The sequence below is a fragment of the Streptomyces sp. NPDC005141 genome, from assembly GCF_053599975.1.
Map to the genome: position 1 here is coordinate 101,270 of NZ_JBSFYW010000022.1, position 20,708 is coordinate 121,977.

The 20,708-nt window shown below is 67.8% G+C and carries 13 protein-coding genes, 1 tRNA gene and 2 pseudogenes; 5 read left to right on the forward strand and 11 right to left on the reverse strand.

All coding sequences use genetic code 11. The annotated features are described in order from the left end of the window. Window positions 1–119: 119 nt before the first annotated feature. From ACWD68_RS19520 to ACWD68_RS19530, 3 genes are all read right to left on the reverse strand, one after another. Entirely contained in the window at window positions 120–908 is a 789-nt protein-coding gene (locus ACWD68_RS19520) for a TIGR03936 family radical SAM-associated protein (protein ID WP_451807658.1), read from the reverse strand. A 48-nt stretch (window positions 909–956) separates the two neighbouring features. Then, on the reverse strand, window positions 957–2,141 hold the full coding sequence (locus tag ACWD68_RS19525; protein ID WP_451807659.1) for a hypothetical protein: 1,185 nt from the start codon (window positions 2,139–2,141) through the stop codon (window positions 957–959). A gap of 188 nt (window positions 2,142–2,329) precedes the next feature. Next, the gene (locus tag ACWD68_RS19530; protein WP_451807660.1) at window positions 2,330–3,472 is read right to left on the reverse strand and encodes a tetratricopeptide repeat-containing glycosyltransferase; all 1,143 of its coding nucleotides are present in this window, start codon (window positions 3,470–3,472) and stop codon (window positions 2,330–2,332) included. A gap of 260 nt (window positions 3,473–3,732) precedes the next feature. Between ACWD68_RS19530 and ACWD68_RS19535 the strand changes: the two genes are divergently transcribed. Then, a complete protein-coding gene (locus tag ACWD68_RS19535) occupies window positions 3,733–4,581 on the forward strand; it encodes a hypothetical protein (RefSeq protein WP_451807661.1) in 849 nt (282 codons plus the stop codon). Window positions 4,582–4,711: 130 nt separating this feature from the next. Here the strand turns inward: ACWD68_RS19535 and ACWD68_RS19540 are convergent, their stop codons facing one another. The 3 genes from ACWD68_RS19540 to ACWD68_RS19550 all read right to left on the reverse strand — a co-directional run bounded on the left by ACWD68_RS19540 (window position 4,712) and on the right by ACWD68_RS19550 (window position 6,999). Further along, entirely contained in the window at window positions 4,712–5,164 is a 453-nt protein-coding gene (locus ACWD68_RS19540) for a barstar family protein (protein ID WP_451807662.1), read from the reverse strand. Window positions 5,165–5,434: 270 nt separating this feature from the next. Further along, window positions 5,435–5,526: transfer RNA gene (locus ACWD68_RS19545), tRNA-OTHER, on the reverse strand. A 132-nt stretch (window positions 5,527–5,658) separates the two neighbouring features. Next, complete coding sequence (locus tag ACWD68_RS19550; protein WP_451807663.1) at window positions 5,659–6,999, reverse strand: hypothetical protein; 1,341 nt, start codon at window positions 6,997–6,999, stop codon at window positions 5,659–5,661. A 283-nt stretch (window positions 7,000–7,282) separates the two neighbouring features. Here ACWD68_RS19550 and ACWD68_RS19555 point away from each other — a divergent pair, with 283 nt between their 5' ends. Then, the gene (locus ACWD68_RS19555; protein ID WP_451807664.1) at window positions 7,283–7,609 is read left to right on the forward strand and encodes a carboxymuconolactone decarboxylase family protein; all 327 of its coding nucleotides are present in this window, start codon (window positions 7,283–7,285) and stop codon (window positions 7,607–7,609) included. A 120-nt stretch (window positions 7,610–7,729) separates the two neighbouring features. Continuing rightward, entirely contained in the window at window positions 7,730–9,160 is a 1,431-nt protein-coding gene (locus ACWD68_RS19560) for a DUF2252 domain-containing protein (RefSeq protein ID WP_451807665.1), read from the forward strand. Between the two features lie 36 nt (window positions 9,161–9,196). Here ACWD68_RS19560 and ACWD68_RS19565 read toward each other — a convergent pair whose 3' ends face one another. Then, window positions 9,197–9,721, reverse strand: a complete 525-nt coding sequence (locus tag ACWD68_RS19565; RefSeq protein WP_451807666.1) for a potassium channel family protein — start codon at window positions 9,719–9,721, stop codon at window positions 9,197–9,199. A gap of 841 nt (window positions 9,722–10,562) precedes the next feature. On the opposite strand from ACWD68_RS19565, the gene ACWD68_RS19570 reads away from it, so the two are divergent. Beyond that, a complete protein-coding gene (locus tag ACWD68_RS19570; protein ID WP_451807667.1) occupies window positions 10,563–11,033 on the forward strand; it encodes a VOC family protein in 471 nt (156 codons plus the stop codon). Between the two features lie 340 nt (window positions 11,034–11,373). After that, window positions 11,374–12,813 (forward strand): annotated as a pseudogene (locus ACWD68_RS19575) (recombinase family protein). A gap of 94 nt (window positions 12,814–12,907) precedes the next feature. Here the strand turns inward: ACWD68_RS19575 and ACWD68_RS19580 are convergent. From ACWD68_RS19580 to ACWD68_RS19595, 4 genes and pseudogenes are all read right to left on the reverse strand, one after another. Next, the gene (locus tag ACWD68_RS19580) at window positions 12,908–13,903 is read right to left on the reverse strand and encodes a hypothetical protein (RefSeq protein ID WP_451807668.1); all 996 of its coding nucleotides are present in this window, start codon (window positions 13,901–13,903) and stop codon (window positions 12,908–12,910) included. Between the two features lie 531 nt (window positions 13,904–14,434). Then, window positions 14,435–15,632: pseudogene (locus ACWD68_RS19585) on the reverse strand (replication initiator). A 1,043-nt stretch (window positions 15,633–16,675) separates the two neighbouring features. Then, window positions 16,676–17,056: a hypothetical protein gene (locus ACWD68_RS19590; protein ID WP_451807669.1), complete on the reverse strand. Its 381-nt coding sequence runs from the start codon at window positions 17,054–17,056 to the stop codon at window positions 16,676–16,678. 19 nt (window positions 17,057–17,075) lie between these two features. Continuing rightward, entirely contained in the window at window positions 17,076–20,633 is a 3,558-nt protein-coding gene (locus ACWD68_RS19595; protein ID WP_451807670.1) for a tetratricopeptide repeat protein, read from the reverse strand. Window positions 20,634–20,708: the final 75 nt, after the last annotated feature.

Here is a 20,708-nt window from a genome sequence, read left to right on the forward strand (position 1 = left end):
CCGTACGCCATGTGTGCGTACGGCCTGGCGAAAGTCTTCTGGTCGGTGCGCTGCCCGACCCAGGTGGCTCCCGGATACGAGGGCTGCGTTACGACATCCGTCCTTACGCGGGACCTTCCTTACGCCGACACCTTCGCGGCGGCAGTTGCGGCGGCCCCTGTGCGATCGGCTGGGGCGGCTGCGACTGCCTCGCGGTCGGGCGCGAGCGGGTCGGTCACCGTGCCGGTCTCTTCATCGAACAGCCCCTGCGCCAGCCTGGTCACCGCAGCGGCGACCGGCGGCGCCAGGTCGGCCACGGCGCGAAGACCGGACAGGACGTCGTCGGGTCGAACGGCAGGCGTCACGTGCCGAACAACCAGCCGCAGTATCGCACAGGGCTGGTCGGTCGGCCTATCAGCCTGTGGACTGTGCGTCTCAGGGATCGTCTCGAGGCTTGCCACGGCACCGCGGGCATCGAACGTCCGCATGCCGTTCTTGGTCTTGCGGCTGACCTCGACGGTCTCGGCCGCGGTGAAGACCTGCACCGCGCGCTCCGCCTCGGCCGGGTCCACGCCGTCGAGGCGCAGCTCCCACACGGAAGCGGTGAGCCGGTCGGCGAGACCCGAGACGCTGGCCTCGACCGCCTCGATGATGTCGAGCCCGAGGGGCATCGACTCGTCGAGGAGTTCGCGCAGCTTCTCGGGGTCGCGCTTCTCGGTGAGCGCGATCTCCAGGTACTCCGCCTCGCTGCCGGTGCCGGTGGGTGCGGCATTGGCGTACGACACCTTCGGATGCGGCGTGAACCCCGCCGAGTACGCCATCGGTACGGCGGCACGGCGCAGGGCACGCTCGAAAGCGCGCTGGAAGTCACGGTGGCTGGTGAACCGGAGGCGGCCGCGCTTGGTGTAGCGCAGTCGGATGCGCTGCACCGCGGGTGCGGGCGGCGGGCCTTCGGGCTGTCGCTTGCCCAGTGTCGTTCAGTCCTTCGTGAGTGCGGTCGTACTGCTACCTAGAGTACGTGTGTCGGCGGCCGGTGGTTCCCGCCGGACGACCGGCCGCGGTTCCCGGGGAGTCCCGAAGACCATCCGCCGGAAATCGGCTCGGGCCTGCCGGGCGCTGTCCCGGGCGGCGGCCAGGGCCTGCCGTGTCGCCCGCCCGACACTGCGCGCCGCCTCGGCCGCGGGCTTCAGCACCAGGTCGCGTACGGCGTGCCCGACCGGCGTCAGCACGGTCCGGTAGGCCCAGCGCACGGGTTCCACGAACGTCCACCGGAAGAGCCGTGCGAAGAACCGTCCGACGGCGAGCGAGATGTGCCCGGCGATCCGCCAGGCGTGCCCGAGGGCCTCGCCGACCTCCCTGGCCACGACGGCGAGGGCCCGCCCGACCGGCACGAGCACCCAGCGCCACACCGCGAGCGCGGGCAGCACCAGCAGGATGCGCGCCGTCCAGTAGAGCGCGGCTCCGATGCCCATGAAGATCATCCGTACGATCCACACGAACCCCTCGGCCACCAGGGCGATCGCCCTGCCGACGGGCGTGAGGACCCAGGTGTACAGCCACAGCGCCGGGACGACGAGCAGATACCGCGCCAGCCAGGCCACGACGGTGTACACCCCGACCCCGATGGCCGCGAGGACCAGCCCGATGCCCTTGAGCAGCCAGGCGACGGATCGTCCGACGGGCGTGAGCAGGCGTACGTACACCTGGTCCAGCACCGTCACGACACCGCGGGCGATCCAGGTGACCACGGCCGCGACGCCCGTGAACAGCAGGGCGAAGCCGGCGCCGATCCCCCGGGCCGCCCAGGCGATCGCGTGGCCGAGCGGGGTCAGGACCGTGCGGTAGAGCCACACCGCGGGCACGACGAGCAGCACCCGCCCGAGCCAGGCCAGCGCTCTGCCGACCGGCACGACGACGTACCGCCACAGCGCCACCCAGGGCCAGACGAACAGCGCCCGCGCCAACCACCCGAGCGCCCGCCCCACCGGCCGCAGCAGGGTGTCCCGGAGGAACTTCCCGCCGACGACGAGCGCGTCCCACACCATCCGTACCGGCACGACAAGCACGAGCACGACGATCCGCACCGGAATGCGGATCGCGACGGCAAGACATCCCTCGGCCTGCTCGCCGGGTCGCGCGGCAGGCGGCTTCTCCAGATCCATACCTGCGTAGACGCACCGGCCACCCCGATGGATGCGGCGCGTCGGCACCCATTGATACGTCCATGCAGTGACGTCGATACGTCCGTGAGGTGATGTCGGCCGCGGCATCGGCCCGGTGCGACGGGCGGGCGAGACGTGAACCGGCCTCCGGTACGCCCCACCCCGGGCCGTGCCCGCCGGGTGCCGGGCTACCTTTTCGCGGCCCTGTCCGCCCGGGAGGCCTTCGGCCGACGGGGTGCGGCGGCCGGCGGCGGGACGGTGGCGAGGCGCTGGACCGAGAACTCGCGGTTGATCCCCGTCTGGCGCCGGATGGCCTCGGGCAGGTCGGGCAGGGCCAGCAGCCGGTCGCAGGCCCGGATCGAGCCGGCGTGGTCGCCCACCCAGTACGCGGTGATCGAGTACTCGAAAAGCAGACCCCAGCGGTACACCCAGCTGCTGGTGAAGAGCAGGTCGTCGGGTTCGGGCCGGTCCAGGACGGCGCCGAGCAGGGCGTGCGCGGTGTGGTGGCGGCCCTGGACCCGCAGCCGGGAGGCCAGTTCGTAGCAGGCCTCGAGCCGCTCAGGACGCGCCTCCCAGGCACGGGAGAACGCGTCCATCGCCCCCGGCCAGTCCCCTGTCCTCTCGGCCTTGAGGAGACCGGCCTCCAGCAACGAGCAGTAGACCTCCTCCACCCAGCCGCCCATCGCGGCGCGCCGCTCGTACAGCGCGATCGCCTCCTCGGCGTGCCCGAGGTCGCGTTCGGTGTTGGCGAGGTAGAAGACCGTGCGGGTGTTGGCGGGGTCGCGCTCCAGCTCGCCCCTCAGCAGATGGGCGTCCCGTTCGAACTTGTCACCGCGGCAGCCGCCGTCGGCGTGGTCCTCGATCACGAGCGCGTCCAGCTTCTCCTGGACGTCGGGCTCGTCGGTGCACGGGTACTCGTGGGTGACGCCCTCGTAGCGCCAGGTGCGGTCGCCCCGCATCAGGTGCTTGAAGCGGTGCTGGGTGCCCGGGGTGTCGTAGCGCAGCATGTACGAGGTCGCCGTCAGCCGGGGCAGCGGCGCGTCCTGGCGCAGGACATGGTCGGCGTCGACGGTGAGGAGGAAGTCGGCCTTGCCGCGGGCGCGCTGGATGTTCCGGGTGCGGTTGTGGCCGAAGTCGACCCAGGGTTCCTCGTGGAGTTCGCCCGGGATGCCGGCCAGTGCCGCGCGGATCAGGTCCTGGGTCCCGTCCGTCGAGCCGGTGTCGGAGATCACCCAGGTGTCGACCAGATGGCGGACGGAGCCGAGGCACCGTTCGATGACCCGCGACTCGTTCTTGACGATCATGCAGAGGCAGATGGTCTGCGGTTTCACGGCGGTCAATGTGACACACACCGGGCGCCAGGGACCGTTCCGCGCGGGACACGGAGCCGAACAGCGCCCGATTGGGCGCAGCGGATCCACCTTCGAACCACCAGCGGCGCATTACCTCATCAGGTCGCCCCAATTGGGCTGATTTGATGATAAATAGGGCGAGTTTCGAGGAGGTTGGACGATCTGCCCGGCATCGGCGGGTCAAGCTCGCGAGCGGCGTCGAGGAATTCCCCACCGATCGATACAAGGAGCACCCGCGCATGAATCCTGAGTCCAGGACCACCCCTCTGCTGGGCCCGCCGGCCCGCGACCGGTTCAAGAAGGCCGGCCTGGTGGCCTCACTGGCGCTGGTGATGGCGTCGGGGGTGGTCGGCCCCGGGACGGCGACGGCCGGCAGCGTGGCCGATCGCGCGACGGCGGCCCCGGACGGCGGCGACAAGTGCAGGCCGGGCCCGCACCACGAGCACCGGGCCCTCCCGGACGAGCGGCCCGACGGAAGGAACTGGTGCAAGGGCCCGACCGGCCCGCGAGGCCCGAAGGGCGCCACCGGCGCGACGGGCGCGGCGGGTCCGGTGGGACGCACCGGTGCGACCGGGCCCACCGGGCCCCAGGGAGAGCCGGGCACCACGGGGGCGCCGGGCCTTCTGGGAGCCACCGGCCCCCAGGGTCAGACCGGCGCGACGGGTGCTACGGGCCCGTGCTCCGGCATCGACGCCGCGCAGGAATCGCCGGACTTCGAGATCCGTATCACCCTGGCCGGTGGAAGGACCTTCGCGGGCATCCGTGACCAGCGGACCGGCGAGACGCAGCACTTCCTGTGGACCAACCTCAGTACCCACCCGGACTATCCGTCGGGCGGTGCGGCAGGTCTGCCCTGCGGCGTCTCCGTCAACGCGCACGCCCGGACGGCCGCCTTGAACCGCATCAAGTTCGACATCGTGACCACCACGGGTCAGGTCTGGGAGACCAGTTGCGTCGCGCTGACCACCACCCACCCCGCGACCCTGACCTGCGCCGACCGCACGGCCCACCCCAAGCCCTGGCTCCTGGTCGCCCGGCAGCCGACGGCCGACGCCGCCAACTTCGACGCCCTCAACGACGGGGCGTGACCGTCGCCTCTCCGACGCCGGTTCCCCGTACGTCCCGCACCTGAACCGGCCGGGCGGCCGCAACGCGGAAGGGGTGCCCGACAGGTCGGCAACCGGCCCTCGGGCACCCCTTCGCGCTGTCCCTCACCGGTCAGGCGGTGGTCCAGTCCCCCACGTAGAACAGTTCCAGCTGGCCGTAGGGATCGTCGAGGCTCGACAACTCCTCGGCCAGGCTGTTCAGCACCGCCACGGACCGCACGAAACCGTGGACGTCCGCGCGGAGGAACGAGTGGGCCTCGGTGAACACGATGGCGATGAGCCACGGACTGCTCTCACCGCGCTGCTGGAGGAGGTCACGCAACGCGTCCCAGTTGTCCGCGTACTCCTCCGGCTTGACCAGCGCCCGGCCCAGTGCGGACTTGAGCTGCCGCTCCTCGCGCACCGTCCCCAGGTCGATCTCCAGCACGGAGAAGCCGGACTGCTTCAGTTCCTCCACCAGCAGGCCGCGCCGTTCCTCACCCACGAAATAGGGATCGAGCGGCAGCCAGGGCAGCCGTTCCTCGACGTCCACCCACGCGTCAAGCATGTCGTCCTCGGTGCTCATCAAGTCCCCCGCACGCAGTCTTGTCATGATCGCCGGATGAGTACACCACACCGTGGTGACAGGACTCCTGCCGGTTCGTCAGGAGGGAGCCGCGACCGGGACCGGACAGGCCCTGACGGTCCGGTCGTCCAGCGCGACGGCGACGTCCTCCCCGTACGACGAAAGCCGCCCACCGGGTACTCCGTGGTGGACGGCTCATGCCTGGGTGTTCAGAGATCAGAGTCGGCGGCGGCACATAAGCATCCTCGGCCGCTGGACGACACCGGCCGGGGCCGGCGGCGGGATTCGAACCCGCGTCGCTCTCTTGACAGGAGAAGTAGCCGCAGCCTGCGCACCTGAACGATGCCCACAGTAACGCCGGCCGGCGGCTGCGGCATCCGGCTTTCGCGTTCGTGCCTTCGCCGGGAGCCGGACTCGGAATCGGGCTCCGGCCCGCGCGGTGCCGCAGGGTCACCTCTCGAGAAGGCCGTGACCGAGAACCGCCCGCCGGCCCTTCATGCGCCGCCTCCCGGCCGCCGTTCCGCGGCCTTCTCGGCCTCGGTGGTGACGCGTCCGGAGGCGGCGAGGAGCGCCAGCAGAGCGAGCAGGGCCAGGAGGACGAGGACGAGCAGCAGGATCGTCAGGACCGTGGGGTGGTTCCAGAGCGCGAAGACCAGGGCCACGATCAGCAGCGCGGCCAGGGCGATCCAACGGCGGTGGGCCTGGGCCCAGGTTCCCGCCCGGCCGGTGCGGACCTGATGGGCGTACGCCCATTGAGCCGCGGAGTCCGCGGCGCGCTCGGATGTGCCCCGGACCGCGAGCGGCAGCCGCCCGGGCCCGATCAGATAGGCGCCCAGCGCGATGACCACGCCGAGCACGATCGCCGTGCGGAGGCTGACCTTCAGGAAGTGCAGCAGCGTGTCGAAAACGGCCGCCGCTGCGGCCTCCGACTGGACCTGCGGCGGGAGATGGTCCAGGTAGTAGTGGCGGGCGATGACCAGGCCGATGGCCACGATCAGGCAGGCGAAGGCCGCGCCGAGCGCCGTACGGGCCAGGGCTCGCCGTCGCCGGTGGGCGAGCAGCACCCCGGCGGCGCCGATCACCACGACCAGCACGGGAAACCAGTTCCCGATCACGTCCAGCAGATGGGCGCCGTCACGGATCTTCCCCAGCTGGTCGGACTGGAACAGCACCATCTGCTTGTCGACATCGGGAATCTTGGAGGCCGGGGACAGTCCGGCGTCCACGAGCGCCTGTTTGACCTCGTCGACGGCTTCGCCGACGTTCAGGGTGACCGTTCCGCCGTTCACCCCGATGGCTCCGTGGCCCTGCCCGGTCAGCGCGTGGACGACCCCGGCGTGGGCCTCCCGGTTGGCGGTCTTCCAGATCTGCTCGAAGCGGTCGCTCCGCACGAAGCGCGTGGCCACCTTCTCCACCGTGCTGTCGACGGCGGAGTCGAGCTGGGGGCCGAGCCCCTTCAGCGCCTGCGCGGCCTGTGGCGGCAGACCCTGGGACTGGAGCCAGGCGGCGATGTCCGAGGCCGCCTTGTTGCCGTCGACCCGCACGTCGGCGGCATGGGTGATGCGTCTGACCGCCGCGTCCTCGATCGCGGGGTCCGAGGCCAGCGGGGAGACCGTCGCCACGTAGCGGTCCGTGTCCAGCGCGATGTCGTGCACCCAGACGGTGAGCAGCGCGATCGGTACGAGGACGCAGGTGAGGACGATGAGGACCGCCGAGGCGGTGTTCCTGGCGATCCGCGCAGCCGTCGAGCCGCCCTTGTGCCCGCTCGGCGCCGCGTCACCCGCGCTCTTCTCCGGGCCTGCGTCGGACTCGGACGGCTCGTGGGGGCTGGTCATGGATGCTCCCGGGCTCCTGGGCGGCTACCTGCCTCCATTTCCGTCGCTCCACGACGGGACGGCACTCCCGGGCGGGCCGTACGGGCTAGCCGCGGTCGGCCCGCCCGGCTGGGGGAGACCCGCGCGGCTGGGGGAGACCCGCGCGGCTGAGGGCGACCCGTGCTGCCATGCGGGGTGCCCGGGACGGACCTAGGGTTTGAGGGGACGCCGGCGCTCGCGGACACCCGATGCTCCGCCACCCTCGCGCACTCGGCGTCGACAGCACACGGGAAGGCACCCGAACATGGCCACTGCGTCAGAAACCCCTGTCCTGGACACTCTCGCCGCGATGACGATCGACTCGATCGAACGGTGCGGACTGGCCCCGGACATGCTGCTGCTCACGCGCATCGCGGCCCTCGCCGCCTCGGACGCTCCGCCGATCTCCTATGCCGCCCATATCGATCCCGCCATCAGGACGGGCGTCACCGCCGACCAGCTGCAGGACGTCCTGGTCGCCATCGCCCCCATCGTGGGCACGGCCCGCGTCATGACGGCGGCAGGCAACATCGCCAAGGCACTCGGCATCGCGATCGCTGTCGCCGACGCCGAGATCGAGGCCCAGGGCTGAGAACCGCCGCCACCGAGAACAGACGATCGGCGCGACCCCGGAGGAAGGGGCACGGCAGCGCTCCGAGTGCCGTGCCCCCGGGCGATCCGAGGGCCGCAGGGCCAGGCAGGAGAGCCGTCGATGCCCCAGTACGCGACCACGGCGATGCGCACGTCACCTCACGCGACACCCGAGGATCGTGTGGCACTCGGCAAGGAGGCGCGACGCCGCTCTCCACGGTCGGGACAGGCGGTGTACAGACCCGGTCCGAAGAGGCGGGACCCGCTGGCGATCCTGGAGGAGCAGTCCACGGCCCGGGTGCAGGAGCTGGTGCCGATCCGGTACAGCCGGATGACCGAGTCCCCGTTCCGCTTCTACCGCGGCGCCGCGGCGATCATGGCATCCGACCTGGCAGGCAGTCCCGACTCGGGAATCACCGCTCAACTGTGCGGAGACGCCCATCTGCTCAACTTCCGGCTACTGGCCTCTCCGGAGCGGAAGTTGATGTTCGACATCAACGACTTCGACGAGACGCTGCCGGGCCCCTGGGAGTGGGACGTCAAGCGACTGTCGGCGAGCTTCGTCATCGCCGCCCGGGCCAACGGCTTCGACGACGCCGAGCGCGCCGGCATCGTGAGCGGCACCGTGCGCTCGTACCGCGAGGCGATGATCCGATTCGCCGGTATGAGCAACCTCGACGTCTGGTACGCGAAGGTCGACGCCGACCGCCTCAGGACCCTCACGACGGGGCAGCTCCGCAAGGGCGGGCAGAAGAAGCTGGACCACGCCCTGGCGAAGGCCCGCTCGCGCGACACCTTGCAGGTGTTCGAGAAGCTCACGCGCCAGGTCGACGGCCGGCCGATGATCGCGGCGGACCCCCCGTTGCTGGTCCCCATCGCCGACCTGCTGCCGGACGCCGAACGCACCACACTGGAGCGCCAGTTCCGAGGACTCATCGAGCGGTACGGGATCACGCTGCCGTCCGACCGGCGCACGCTCCTGGACGACTACCAACTGGCCGACGTCGCCCGCAAGGTGGTCGGAGTCGGAAGCGTCGGCACCCGGTGCTGGATCTTCCTGCTCCTCGGACGGGACGGCCGCGACCCGCTGTTCCTGCAGGCCAAGGAAGCCGACACCTCCGTCCTCGCCGATCACATCGGGGCGAGCCAGTACCGCAACCAGGGCGAACGCGTGGTCGCGGGGCAGCGGTTGATGCAGGCGGCGAGCGACATCTTCCTCGGCTGGGAACGGGTGGACGGTATCGACGGCAAGCGTCGCGACTTCTACGTCCGGCAACTGCGCGACTGGAAGGGCATCGCGATGCCGGAGACCATGTCGCCCAGTCAGCTGGAGACCTTCGGCAGCGTGTGCGGCCTCACCCTCGCCCGCGCGCACGCACGGTCCGGCGACCGGATCGCGATCGCCTCCTACCTGGGCAAGAAGGACTCCTTCGACCGGGCCCTCGTGACCTTCGCGGAGGCGTACGCCGACCAGAACGAGCGCGACCACCAGGCACTCGTCGACGCGGTGCGGGCGGGACGGCTACCCGCGGAGGACGTCCCGGCCGGCTGACGGGCCCTCGGACGCCCGGCGCGACACGCACGCCGGCTAGTCCGCCTCGGCCTGCGCCCGCCGGCCCTCTTCGACCGCGTGCACCAGGACTCGGGCGGCCACACCGAGCAGCAGAAGGTTGGCCGTCATCTGTCCCGTGACAAGGAGCCGGGCCGTCTCGCTGCGCGGGCTGATGTCGCCGAATCCGACCGTGCTGAACACGGTCATCGTGAAGTAGAGGGCGTCGGTCCTCGACATCGCCTCGCTGAAACTGCCCGGCGCGCTGCGTTCCAGCAGGTAGTCGGTCGTGGCGAAGAGCAGCAGGAACAGGGGAACCACCGTCGCCAGAGCCGCCATGGCACGCAGGCCGGGACGCTCGGAACTCACGATCTCGCGTACCGTCCACACCAGGAGCAGCGCCACCGCTACCAACCCTCCGACGAGAGCGATGACGGACGTCACCGTGAAGGCCGAGTCCAGCGGCAGCAGGTAGTAGGCGGCGACCAGGGCGGCCGCGACAAGTACGCAACGCACGATCGTGAGCACGACCGTCCGACGCCCACTGCGCGGTCTCCTGTCCATGATCCCCCTCTCGCCCCCGATGTCGTACGACCCCGCTGCCCTGCCTGCGTGCGGACAGCCACTCTCCCCGAGCGGCCCCGGTGGCGTACGGACGGCGCACCACGAACTCACCGGTCTGGCTCCACCGACGGGAACACCGTCACCTGCCGGAGCTGTTGCCGGAGGCCTGGGCTGAGAGGTTGCCTCAGCCGGTGGGGGTGCGGGTACGGGTGCACGTCACGGCGGGGCAACAGAATCAGCCGGGCGGGCTGAAACGCCCCGACCGGGGCACTCGGCTTCCTGCGGCACCAACGGGTGCCGCTTCCCCGAGGGAAAGAGAAGTCCGTGTACATAGGCCTGGGTACTGTCGTCCTCATCATCGTCATCGTCGCTGTCGTCATGCTGCTGCGCCGCGGCTGACCCACCCCCGCGCCGCCCGATCAGCCATGAACCACAGCCCGCCCCGAATCCCCCGCTCCGGGCCGGCATGGTCACGATCGCCAGAGGCCGATGGCGGGAGCGAGGACGCGAAGCGCCGACCGCGTCCAACGCAGCGGCGACCTCGTCCTCGCTCACTCCTGCCAAGGCCTCAGCCACCCGGTCGAGTGCCTCGCGTTGCCTCGCGCATCCCAGTGCGCGTGACCACTCGGCGTCGGCGCAGCGTTCTCGGCCGTCAGGGGCAACGGCTTCTCGCCCGTCGGGCCGATCTGGAGCTGGGTGTCCGTCTGCCGGGTCCCCGAGCTGTGGCTGTGGACTTGGTCAACGCCGCGACTGCGACCTGGCCGAGATCCACCGATGAGTTCCGCCGGCCGGGCCGGTCTACCAGGACGTACGCCATCGAGCCACCGACTGGAGACCCACCATGACCAATCCCGCACACCCCGGCCGCATGCTGTTCGTGAACATCCCCGTAGCGGACCTCGAGCGCAGCAAGGCGTTCTTCGCCGAGCTCGGGTTCAGCTTCAACCCGAAGTTCACCGACGAGACCGCCGCCTGCATGCTGGTCGGCGAGCAGGCCTTCGTCATGCTGCTCAGCCGCGAGAAGTTCGCGGAGTTCGCGAAACTGCCGATGGCCGATCCCACCACGCACACGCTGGCGCTGTACTGCTTCAGCGTGTCGTCCCGCGATGAGGTCGACACGGTCAGCGCCGCCGCGCTCGCGGCGGGCGGCTCCGAGGCGGATGGCGCCGAGGACTACGGCTTCATGTACTCACGCAGCTTCTTCGACCTCGACGGCCACGGCTGGCAGGTCATGTGGATGGACCCGGCGGCGGTGGAGCAGGGCCCCGAGGCGTTCGCGGCCTCCGTGCAGGACGCCGACGCCCCGGCCTGACCCAGCACCGCGTTCCGCACGTGCGCCGTCGTCGTGCGGCCGAGAGCCCCTCCCAGACCCGGCAGCGATGTCCGAGAGGACGCCGGCGGCGGTGACGGGCGAGGGGGGCGAAGCGACGACCACAGCCGGCGCCGCGGCCGCCCCTCCTCGTTCACCCCCGCCGGCGCCCCATCACCCGAGTGCCTCGCTCACGTCAGTGGGTGTGACCACTCGCGGCGGGCGTCGGACTCGCGTTCTTGACCGTCAGGGGCAGCAGCTTCTTGCCGGTCGGGCCGATCTGGATCTGGGTGTCCATCTGCGGGCAGACGCCAACAGGGCCGCATCCATTGCCGTGGTGGATATGGGGACAAGGACGAGGAAGCGAACGCCAACTGACGACCTTCAATGCTCAGTTGAGGCCGAATGGACGGAGCCGGACTTAGCGTTCTTAGAGCAACTGAAGGCGGCGGAAGCCCTGTTGCCGAATGATGCCCCGCGAGCGTTGCTGTCCGTACGGCTGTCCGTGCTCACCGACGACACAACGTCTCCGGTCCGCCAGGAACTCGATCTGCGGCTGCTCGCCAGGGAGCGCGGTGCCGCGTGGTCGGGGTCGCCAGCGATCTGAACGTGTCCACGAAGGTCCCGCCCTGGAAGCGCAAGGAGCGACGGCCGGAAGATCATGATCATCGGCGGCATCGCCGGGATCGAGGCCGCCGACACCAGCACGCGGGTCGCGGGTCTGTGGGACTGCACCAAGACCCAGAGCGAGTGGCTGGTGGGCAAGCCCGCCTACGGTTACGAGACCACCGAGGACGAGAACGGCAAGGTCGTACTTGCCGTCGACCAGGTGCGCGCAGGGCACTGCACTGGTGCCGCAGCGCCGCGATGAAATCCAACCCCGCTTCCGCCCGCGGCACGGTCAGGGTCCTCGTACGCTCCGGACTGTGCGGACCGGGGCTCACGGCTTCGACGCTGCTCCGTCGACTCAGGAACCCAGCCCTCATGGGGTACCGCGCAGAAGAGGACAAGAACGGTGGGGTGCGCCGCTCGAAGATCGTCCTCGGCGATGACGCCGATCCGCGTAGCCGAGCCGATCTTCACGACCGAAGAGTTCGAGAGCCTTCAAGAAGTACTGAACCGGCGAGGCCAGGACCAGCCCGCCCGCCAGCTCGGCGGCGCAACGCAGTTCCTCGGTGACCTCATCTGCGACGACTACGACACCAACATGACGGTGGAGAAGACCACCACGAAGGGCCGACCGTACGCCTACCTGCGATGCAGCAAGTGCAAGGCCAGCGGTCGCGGTGCACCGAACCCTGACGAGATCTACAGCAAGCTCGTCGACGACGTCCTGAAGGTCCTCGGAGACGAGCCCGTAATGACGCGCGAGTACCGGCAAGGCGCCGAAGCCCGGAAGGAACAGGAGCGCCTGGAGCAGTCCGTCCGCTACTACATGTCCGGCCTTGAACCAGAGGGCCGGTTCACGAAAACTCGCTTCACCAAGGAGCAGGCCGAGAAGACGTTGGACGGTCTCATCCGGCAACTGAACGAATTGGACCCCGACTCTACCCAAGACCGATGGGTCGCCGTGCACAACGGAAAGTCGTTCCGGACCCGGTGGCAGGAGGGCGGGATGGAGGCCATGTCGGCAGACCTGTTCCGAGTCGGAGTGAAGTGCAAAATCAAGCGAGCAAGGGTGCAGGGAGTCCCGGCACCTCACATTCACATGAAGCTGATGATCCCGAAGGACGTACGAGACCGCCTGATCCTCAAAGAGGATGACTTCACGGAGGAATTCTAGAGCCGTAGACGTGCGTCAGTAGCGGCCGACCACCCAAGAATCCATGGCTCACGACTCGAAGATGACAACCTTGCCTGCCACGAATCGACGCTATTCATGAATCGCCGTTAGCTCGCGCAATCGAAGAACTATCCCCACTGGCCTCATCCTGCGACTGGTCGCCGCGAAGGCTCCACGACAACAATATGAGTTGGCCTGGCACATTCTCCTGCAGCCGAACCTCGAAGGACTGCGTTTTATCGTTCTCCCTTAACTTCAAGGGACCGTAGGGCTCACGACTAGGGGCGGTAACGTAAACCCGCAGATCGGGAAGGGCAGCACCTGAAACTGTGACCGTCAGATCCTCTGCGTACGACCGAGTATGCAGCGGCACATATCCGGAGGAGCTTCGATACATCACAGCCTTCCGTGTGTCGCTCCAGGACGCCGAGGGCGGGATCGTACACCCTTTCGCCAATTCTCCGACGTCAAGGAGGAGGGTGCCGTCGTCTCGCGTTTCTACGTACGAATCGAGTTCGTCGCCACACTTACTCAGCTGCCCGAAATCTCCAGTAGGGCACGTCATTGTGAATTCTAGATACTTGGTTTCATATCCGGGTATAGATCCAAGCACCCACCGTGGACCTGCTATTTTATATCTCTTCTTCGGATCCAGATTCACCAACGCAGCATAGATGCCGAGTTCGATAGCCAATACTTTCTTTGACTCATGAGCCGGCACATTCTCCGACTCATGCCATTCAAACTTCGCCTTCCAGTGACATTGCTTTACGTAGCTTCGCGGCTTCACTATTTCGCGGACAGCTTTCCGTAGCCCTTCAGGAGCCGCTGGATTGAGGTAGCCGAATATCGCCCCCCAGGCAGAATCATCCTGCATGCGGCGCTTCATCAGCGGGTCAACCAGGACCGCTAGAATTCCGCTCACCAGGAAGGCCTCACCCAGTCCAGATACAAGCTCTTCCGATACACCCCAGAACGACACATGATGCGCCGCAGATACTTCCCCCGCTATCCCTAAAATGAATAGCAGAAGAACGCCAATCACGTAGACCTTAGAGGTTGAAAACCACGCCCGCCCTGCCGCAACCATGCCACTCCTAACCAACTCGGATTAGAGCCTGCACGTTAGACCGAGACACAACCACAGTGCGTCAACCAATCACCAAGGGTTGATCTGTGATCGAATCCGAGCAGACGGCATGCACCACACGCTCCTCTTCAAATAAGGGCCGAGACAGCATGCCGTCAAGATGTTGGACCGTGTTCTTAAGCGTCGCGCCGCCGAACTGCAGAGCAACAGCCGCTTGCGCTGCATAGCCGTGTGCCACAAGCGACGCAGGAGTCCAGACAGATCTCGGAACGTCATCACTCCGTCCTACTGCTTCCGCTGAACCAGGTCGCCGGGTCGAACGTATCCTCCGTGCCGTCGGCGTCCACGATTACAATCTCACTCTCGATCATGGTCCGTGGTCTGGTGGCCGAGAGCCGAGGCAACGGCGTCTCATATGAGGCCTCAGTCTCAATTTCAGCAGCGACTCCTGTCGGGTCCACTCCCCCGCTTCTCTCGCCTCTCTGGCGCAAATCCGCGTCAGGTCGACGTCTTCGGCAACTCCAGCTGCGATCAAGGCGGCACCAGGGGTACAGCCAGAGCCGACGTAGCGCCAGTTGGCATCGGTGACCGTGTCAGGAATGGCCTCCTGTCCAGCGTGTTCGGCTCGGTCGGCACGTAGCGCGGCGTAAGTCGTCGATTAGGCACGAGATTTGGTGAGGATGTGGCCGCGATAGCCGAGGGTGTGGGCCCAGGTGCGCGTGCGTATTCAGGCAGGCCACCCAGGCGCCAGCAGGTGAGCATGAGTGCCCGCACGTGGTCAGTGACGTGTACCGAGCCGATGTCGTCCCGGGTGCTGAGCCGGTGGTCGGTGCCGGCGCCCGTCTCGTTTGCTCCCTTGGTGACGTACTGGGCTACGTACGCCGCCACGGCGTCGTCGCCCGGCCCGTCTGTGTCGACGCGAAGGGGACGGACATTGACCTGTACCCCCAGCGCAGCAGGACGCCTTCACCGACGGCAGCGCTACATGGAGTGCTGACCATGACTCGTTGTGCGGATGCTTGCACCGCATCGGCAAGCCTGTCAGTCGTGCCCCAGTTCGGAGGTTCCTCCGTCGGTCCGGCCGGGCCGTCAAGGCGGACCACTGCGTGCACATGGACGGCTGCGCGCTTTTGGTACTCCGCGACCCGTGCGAAGGACAGCCGGGCGTGGTCAGCGAATCGGGACTGAACGAGACCAACCGAGGATGCGAGTTGACGCCGGACTTCGATAACGAAGCGGTCCCATAGCTTGCCCGCGTGTGCGTGCCAGAGGAGGTGCGCCGGGTAGTCGTAGCAGTCAACACAGAGGGGTTGCCCGAGAAGGCGTCGCCCGTGTCGTGGACGCCACCGCAGCCGAGAGACCTACTGTGCTCGCATCGTCCGCGGTCGCGACGAGGACGACAGCGTATCCCCGTCCGGTGTACGGCCCCGAAGGAGGGGGCGGTGAGGGTGATGAAGAGCCGGGGCCGATGGCGGACTGTGGCGGGAACGTTCTTGCCCCCGATCAGGCCCGCGCGAACGAGCTGGAAAGTGTCCCCTGCGTGGAGTCGGGAGCAGGGTGCACAGACTGTCGCGCGTCGGTTGCGGCAGCGGACGCGGAGCCGTTCTCCGGGTTCGTTGCGGGTGTCGAAATGCCGGACGATCTCGCCGATTGTGCCATCCAGGGTGGTGGTTGAGCCGGAGAGGTGGATCGGGTGGGCGCAGCCGCCTGTGGCGGCGATCTGCTCCAGCCAATGGTGCGGGTGGCGAGAATCGAGCTCGCACGCTCAGCTTGGAAAGCTGAGGTGATCTAGGGGTGGGAGCTCTGCTGACCTGTAGTGGAGTGGAGTCGACGGCTGGTGGGCGAGGAACTACTTCCCCCAGTGTTCCCCGTGGTTCCCCGCAGGATCTGGCACGACGTTGCTGGCTGTAAGGCCTAGTCGAAGGTCGAGCCCAGTGAGTCCCGCATGGCAGCACGGAGCTTACGCGAGGCAGTGTCGTACGGTGTGTGCAACGCCTGCCACTCACTGCGTCATAACCAACCACGATGGTGGTCGTCGCGATGGCAACTCGCAGCGCTCTCAGGAGGTCGTAGGCCTCACGGGCGGCGTCGTAGACGTCGGCTCGTGCCGCTAGAAACAACTCGTACCTGGCCGCAATTACCCCGGTCGACCGGAAGGCAGCCACTATATCGCCACTCGCGATCGGCGTTGAGTGACTCAATGCGAGTGTTTGTAACGCTGTCTCAGTCTCGGTCAGCGCAGTTAGGTATCGGACGTACGCGGTCCCCGGCATAGATCTGCATGCCGGAGTCGTTGGACTCGCTTCGCTCGTACTGATTCGACGACCAGCGTCGAGCCAACGCCGAGCACGCCGCCGCTCAAGGTGCTGATCAGCGTCAACCATCCCATGCAGCCACGCTATGGGCCTGGGGCGCCGCACGGTAGGGCACGCCCAGCCGAATTGTTGTGCTCTCGCCTGAGGCGAGCAGACGTGACAGTGGCCAAGATGGCTGAGGCGCGGCGACGATGGCTTGGGTTCGTGACTTCGTCCCGAACTCTCGACTGGGAGGGCACTGAGGTCACTCGAGGCTGGTCACCCAGCCGTGGACGGCTGTTGAGATACAGCCTCAGCCACTGAGGTTGCTGTACTTCCGTGCTGTACAGCAACCAGAGTTACTCACAGATGAAGAACTCCTCGGTCGGCTGCAACATTCGTGGCCGATCGCGGTGACGCTTCCTTCCATCACGGCGAGGGAAGGACTGGGCTGGGTCGTGAGCTTGAGGGTTGCGGATCAGTCCTGGCCCGAGGCGGGGTCCTGGGCTGCGTTGAGTGTCTCTTCAATGGTGATGTCGATGTACCGGTCTCGGTCGGTGGGACTGAGTGCCTGTGGGGGTGTCTCGGCCTGGTCGAGCCGGATGCGTACGTGGCGCGTGATGACATCGCGGTGGGGGGTGGAGGATTGTTTTCTGAGGTCGCTGTAGACCGTCCAGGCGAGGCTGGCAATGCTGACGATGAGCGCGCCGAGCGAGATCGGATCCAGGTACTGATCGGGGCGGGTGGTGCTCTGACGGACATGGAGGGCTGCTTCCACATCGGTGGCAAGGCGGGGGTTGTTCGGGGTGGCAAGGCGCTGTGCCGCGGAGCGTGCACCCAGTTCGACCGGGTTGGCCATGCGATTCTCCTTGCGAGGGTCAGGCAGCGGTGGGCGGGTCCGTGAGGAAGTGGTGGCGTACAGCGGGAGGGAGGTGGTTGCCGGTGATGTTCTGCCAGGTCTGTTCGAGCGTGGCGACTCCCAGCGTGTGCGTTAGCCGCTTGAGATGATCCGGGGCTGGGCCGGTAGCCGGGTGCGGGAACTGATCAAACAGCGTCACACACCTGACTATCCATACCAATGCCTCCCCGGTCTGTTGTCGTGCCTCAGCAAGTAGGCCCATCTGCCCATAGCTGCTGGCCATGCCGGGCCGGTTGTTGAGCTCCTCTTTAATGGTGAGGGACTGGCGGTACCAGTCCTCCGCCTCCTCCAGCCGGCCTCGCTCCTGGGCGACAATGCCGAGCTGGTGGTAGCTGCTGGCCATGCCGGGCCGGTTGTTGAGCTCCTCGCTGATGGTGAGGGACTGGCCGTACCAGTCCTCCGCCTCCTCCAGCCGGCCTCGCTCCTGGGCGACAATGCCGAGCTGGTGGTAGCCGCTGGCCATGTTGAACCGGTTGTTGAGCTCCTCGCTGATGCGGAGGGACTGGCGGTACCAGTCCTCCGCCTCCTCCAGCCGGCCTCGCTCCTGGGCGACGGTGCCGAGCTGGTGGTAGCTGATGGCCATGCTGGGCCGGTTGTTGAGCTCCTCGCTGATGGTGAGGGACTGGCGGTACCAGTCCTCGGCCTCCTCCAGCCGGCCTCGCTCCTGGGCGACAATGCCGAGCTGGTGGTAGAGGGTGGCCACGTGGGCGCGTTGCTGAGGTGTGATGGGCTGCTGCTGCAGGGCGTTGCTGATGGCGAGATAGGCGCGCCCGGCTTGATCCAACTGGCCAGCTCTCATCTGTCGGTTGGCTTGAGAGCCGGTGAGGAACATCCACAGAGAGCCGGCCGGAGTGTTCAGGCCGGGCGGGATACCGTCGGCGGTTTCCAGGACTACCCGGGCCCGGTCAACCCACGAGCGGGCCTCTTCCGTCAGTCCCCGTGCATCCCAATAGTCGTCCATCGGCTGGACGATGGCCTGAGCATGGGTCCAAAGACTGTGATCGAGGGCATGGCCGAGCAAGCTACCCAACGTTCGCTGCTGGAGGTGGATCAATGCCATGGCGAGCTGGGCATTTCCGCTGTCGAGTTGTTGTTTGAGCCAGATGCCGAAGACAGCGTGAGCCTCGAGGAGGGCGTGGATGGCGGTGGCATGTTGTTCGCGGAAGGCGCCGGGGGCCCGGGTGTGCCAGTGGGCGGTGAGATAGGCGGGCAGGGCGGGGTGGATGCGGTACATGCCCGCCCCCAGTGGAGTGAGCAATCCCAGCCCTGCCGCTCGGTCTAGCAGCCGCGCCCACTCGGCGGCTGCGCGGCCGCGGAACGGTTCAGGGGCGTCTTGGTCCGCGGAGAAAATGGCCAGGACGTCGGAGTCGGCGATGCCATGGAGGAGGCTGAGTGCGGTCAGTGCGTGCTGGTCGGCGGGGGGCAGGTGGGTGAAGGAATAGGTGATGCTGGCAGCGAGGGACGTAGTGCGTTCGCCGGTTTCAGCATCGGGCAGGGCGGTGGCGCCCTGGAGGCTGGCCAGCAGATCCTGGGGACTCGTGGTGTCCAGGTGGGGCAGGATGATGCGCATGCTGAGCGGGTGCCCGTCCAGCCACTGCATCAGTTCCCCGAAGGCCTTTTCCTGCCGGCGTGGCTGGGCATCGGGGTAGGGGTTCAGGAGATGGTCGGCGTACTGGCCGGCCTCCTCAGTGTCCAGACCAGGCACCTCCACCCGCCGCAGTTGGGGGCCGAGCCAGTCTTCCCGGGTACGGCTGGTGACAATGACCGCGCTGGTGCCGTGTGCGGCGATGCGTTTCAGGAAGTCACGTAGCTGGTTGCGGTCTGTCTCGGGCAGTGGCGGGGTGGCCCGGGTCGGGTCGGGCATGGTGTGCACGGATTCAAAGTTGTCCCACACCAGCAGCAGCCGACGTTCACACAAGACCTTTTCCACCACAGCCTGGCGCTCCTCGGGGCCAAGGAGGGCGAACTGGGCGCCGAACAGCCGCAGTCCGACACTGGTGATCACACCGCCCAGGCCGAAGGATGCGACGCCGGGTTCGAAGGAGTGCCAGATCACCCCGTCCGGGTGGTCCAAGCCGCCAGTGTCACGCCACCACCGGCCAAAAGCCCTGGCCAACTCGGTCTTGCCCGTCCCGCCGGGCCCGTGCAGCACCACCACATGCTGAAGCCGGGAAGCCACGTCCAGGGTGTAGAGCAGGGCGTCACGGCCGATGAACTCCCCCACCGCCTCCAAAGCCTGCTCCGAGCCCCTTCCGTCACTCGGGGGCTGTTCGCGGATCTGGTCCAGCATCTCCTCCAGGGACCGGTCGGCCGATCGCTCGGTGCGCAGGCCGGGGAAGCGGATCTCGCTTCGCGCGTACAGCACCGGCACGACCCATTCGGCGAGCGGCATCATGCCCTTCGGTGAAGGCCGCAGGTCCTGTTGGGCCAGGCGGCGCCGTCCGGTGGCAACTGCTTCGCTCACCCGGTCCCCGGCAAATAGCCGCTCATAGAACGCTGCCATGAACTCCGCGGCTGCCACGGCGTACACGCTGTAAGCCATGGCCACCACGGCTGCGGTGCCCTCTTGTAACAGCCGCGTCGCCACGGCCGCTTCGACCTGCGATCCCACCACGGCTGACTGGCAGGCATTGAGCACCACCACAGGTACCCGTGCCTGCTTGAGTACCCGCGCCACCTCATCCGCGGGCACCAGATCCGATCCGCCTTCCGGCTTCTCGAACGCCAGCATTCCCTGTGGTCCTGGCCCCCTGAACATCACCGGTCGGCCCGCGCCGCCCGTGGGACTGGACGGCTGGCCGAAGACTCCGTGTCCGTCGAAGTGCACAACCTGGAACGGCTCATCTGCCTCCTGCGCCTCAGTCAGCACCTCTTGCAGGTGCTTCAGAGTCGGCGGGCGCAGCACCACCAGCTCCACCTGCCCGCGCACCGCTGCCAGACGCTCCAGCAACGGGCGGGCGATCATCTGATAGCCCACGTCTCGGGAGCCACGCGGCCGGGAGATCACCATCAGCACCCGCAGCCGCGACCCCCCAACCGTGAAGACCTGACCCAGCTCAGCCGTCGGCATGGTGCGGGAGACAGCCATCCGCACATCCAGCGCCAGCGGAGTCGGCCGACCCGGGTCCCTCATCAGCTCCCACGGCCACCCCAACGGGGGCGCCGTCCCCGACACCACCACCAACTCCACACGACCGCCATCCCGGGACTCCGCCCGCGCACGCGCCCGCAGATAGGCATCCCGCGCCGGCCCTGCACCGAACACCGACGAAAACACCTGCTCACCCCACCGCGGCAACTGGGCGGACGCCTGCAGGCCGCGCTCGCCGTACACCCCGAACGGCGCCCGCAGATACTCCTCCAGATACCAGCGCAACTCCTCCAGCACCGGCCCGTCCAAAGGCTGGTCCAACGCAACCGGCTCGCCCACCCGGCTGGGAATCAACTCGCCCTCCGGCCAAGCCTGAACCGTCACCCAGCCGTCCTCCGCCACCTCCAGAAGCAAACGCTCCGTCATGACCCCACCCCCGTGTCACTACGACCTACCGCACCAGACCGTAGCCACACAGCCACCCCATCGGTGGCAAAACAC

What these genes read in the sequence shown, in the direction of transcription:
- ACWD68_RS19525 (WP_451807659.1), bottom strand. Translation starts at nt 2,141, where the DNA reads ATGGATCTGGAGAAGCCGCCTGCCGCGCGACCCGGCGAGCAGGCCGAG.
- ACWD68_RS19535 (WP_451807661.1), top strand. Translation starts at nt 3,733, where the DNA reads ATGAATCCTGAGTCCAGGACCACCCCTCTGCTGGGCCCGCCGGCCCGC.
- ACWD68_RS19540 (WP_451807662.1), bottom strand. Translation starts at nt 5,164, where the DNA reads ATGAGCACCGAGGACGACATGCTTGACGCGTGGGTGGACGTCGAGGAA.
- ACWD68_RS19550 (WP_451807663.1), bottom strand. Translation starts at nt 6,999, where the DNA reads ATGACCAGCCCCCACGAGCCGTCCGAGTCCGACGCAGGCCCGGAGAAG.
- ACWD68_RS19555 (WP_451807664.1), top strand. Translation starts at nt 7,283, where the DNA reads ATGGCCACTGCGTCAGAAACCCCTGTCCTGGACACTCTCGCCGCGATG.
- ACWD68_RS19560 (WP_451807665.1), top strand. Translation starts at nt 7,730, where the DNA reads ATGCCCCAGTACGCGACCACGGCGATGCGCACGTCACCTCACGCGACA.
- ACWD68_RS19565 (WP_451807666.1), bottom strand. Translation starts at nt 9,721, where the DNA reads ATGGACAGGAGACCGCGCAGTGGGCGTCGGACGGTCGTGCTCACGATC.
- ACWD68_RS19570 (WP_451807667.1), top strand. Translation starts at nt 10,563, where the DNA reads ATGACCAATCCCGCACACCCCGGCCGCATGCTGTTCGTGAACATCCCC.
- ACWD68_RS19580 (WP_451807668.1), bottom strand. Translation starts at nt 13,903, where the DNA reads ATGGTTGCGGCAGGGCGGGCGTGGTTTTCAACCTCTAAGGTCTACGTG.
- ACWD68_RS19590 (WP_451807669.1), bottom strand. Translation starts at nt 17,056, where the DNA reads ATGGCCAACCCGGTCGAACTGGGTGCACGCTCCGCGGCACAGCGCCTT.
- ACWD68_RS19595 (WP_451807670.1), bottom strand. Translation starts at nt 20,633, where the DNA reads ATGACGGAGCGTTTGCTTCTGGAGGTGGCGGAGGACGGCTGGGTGACG.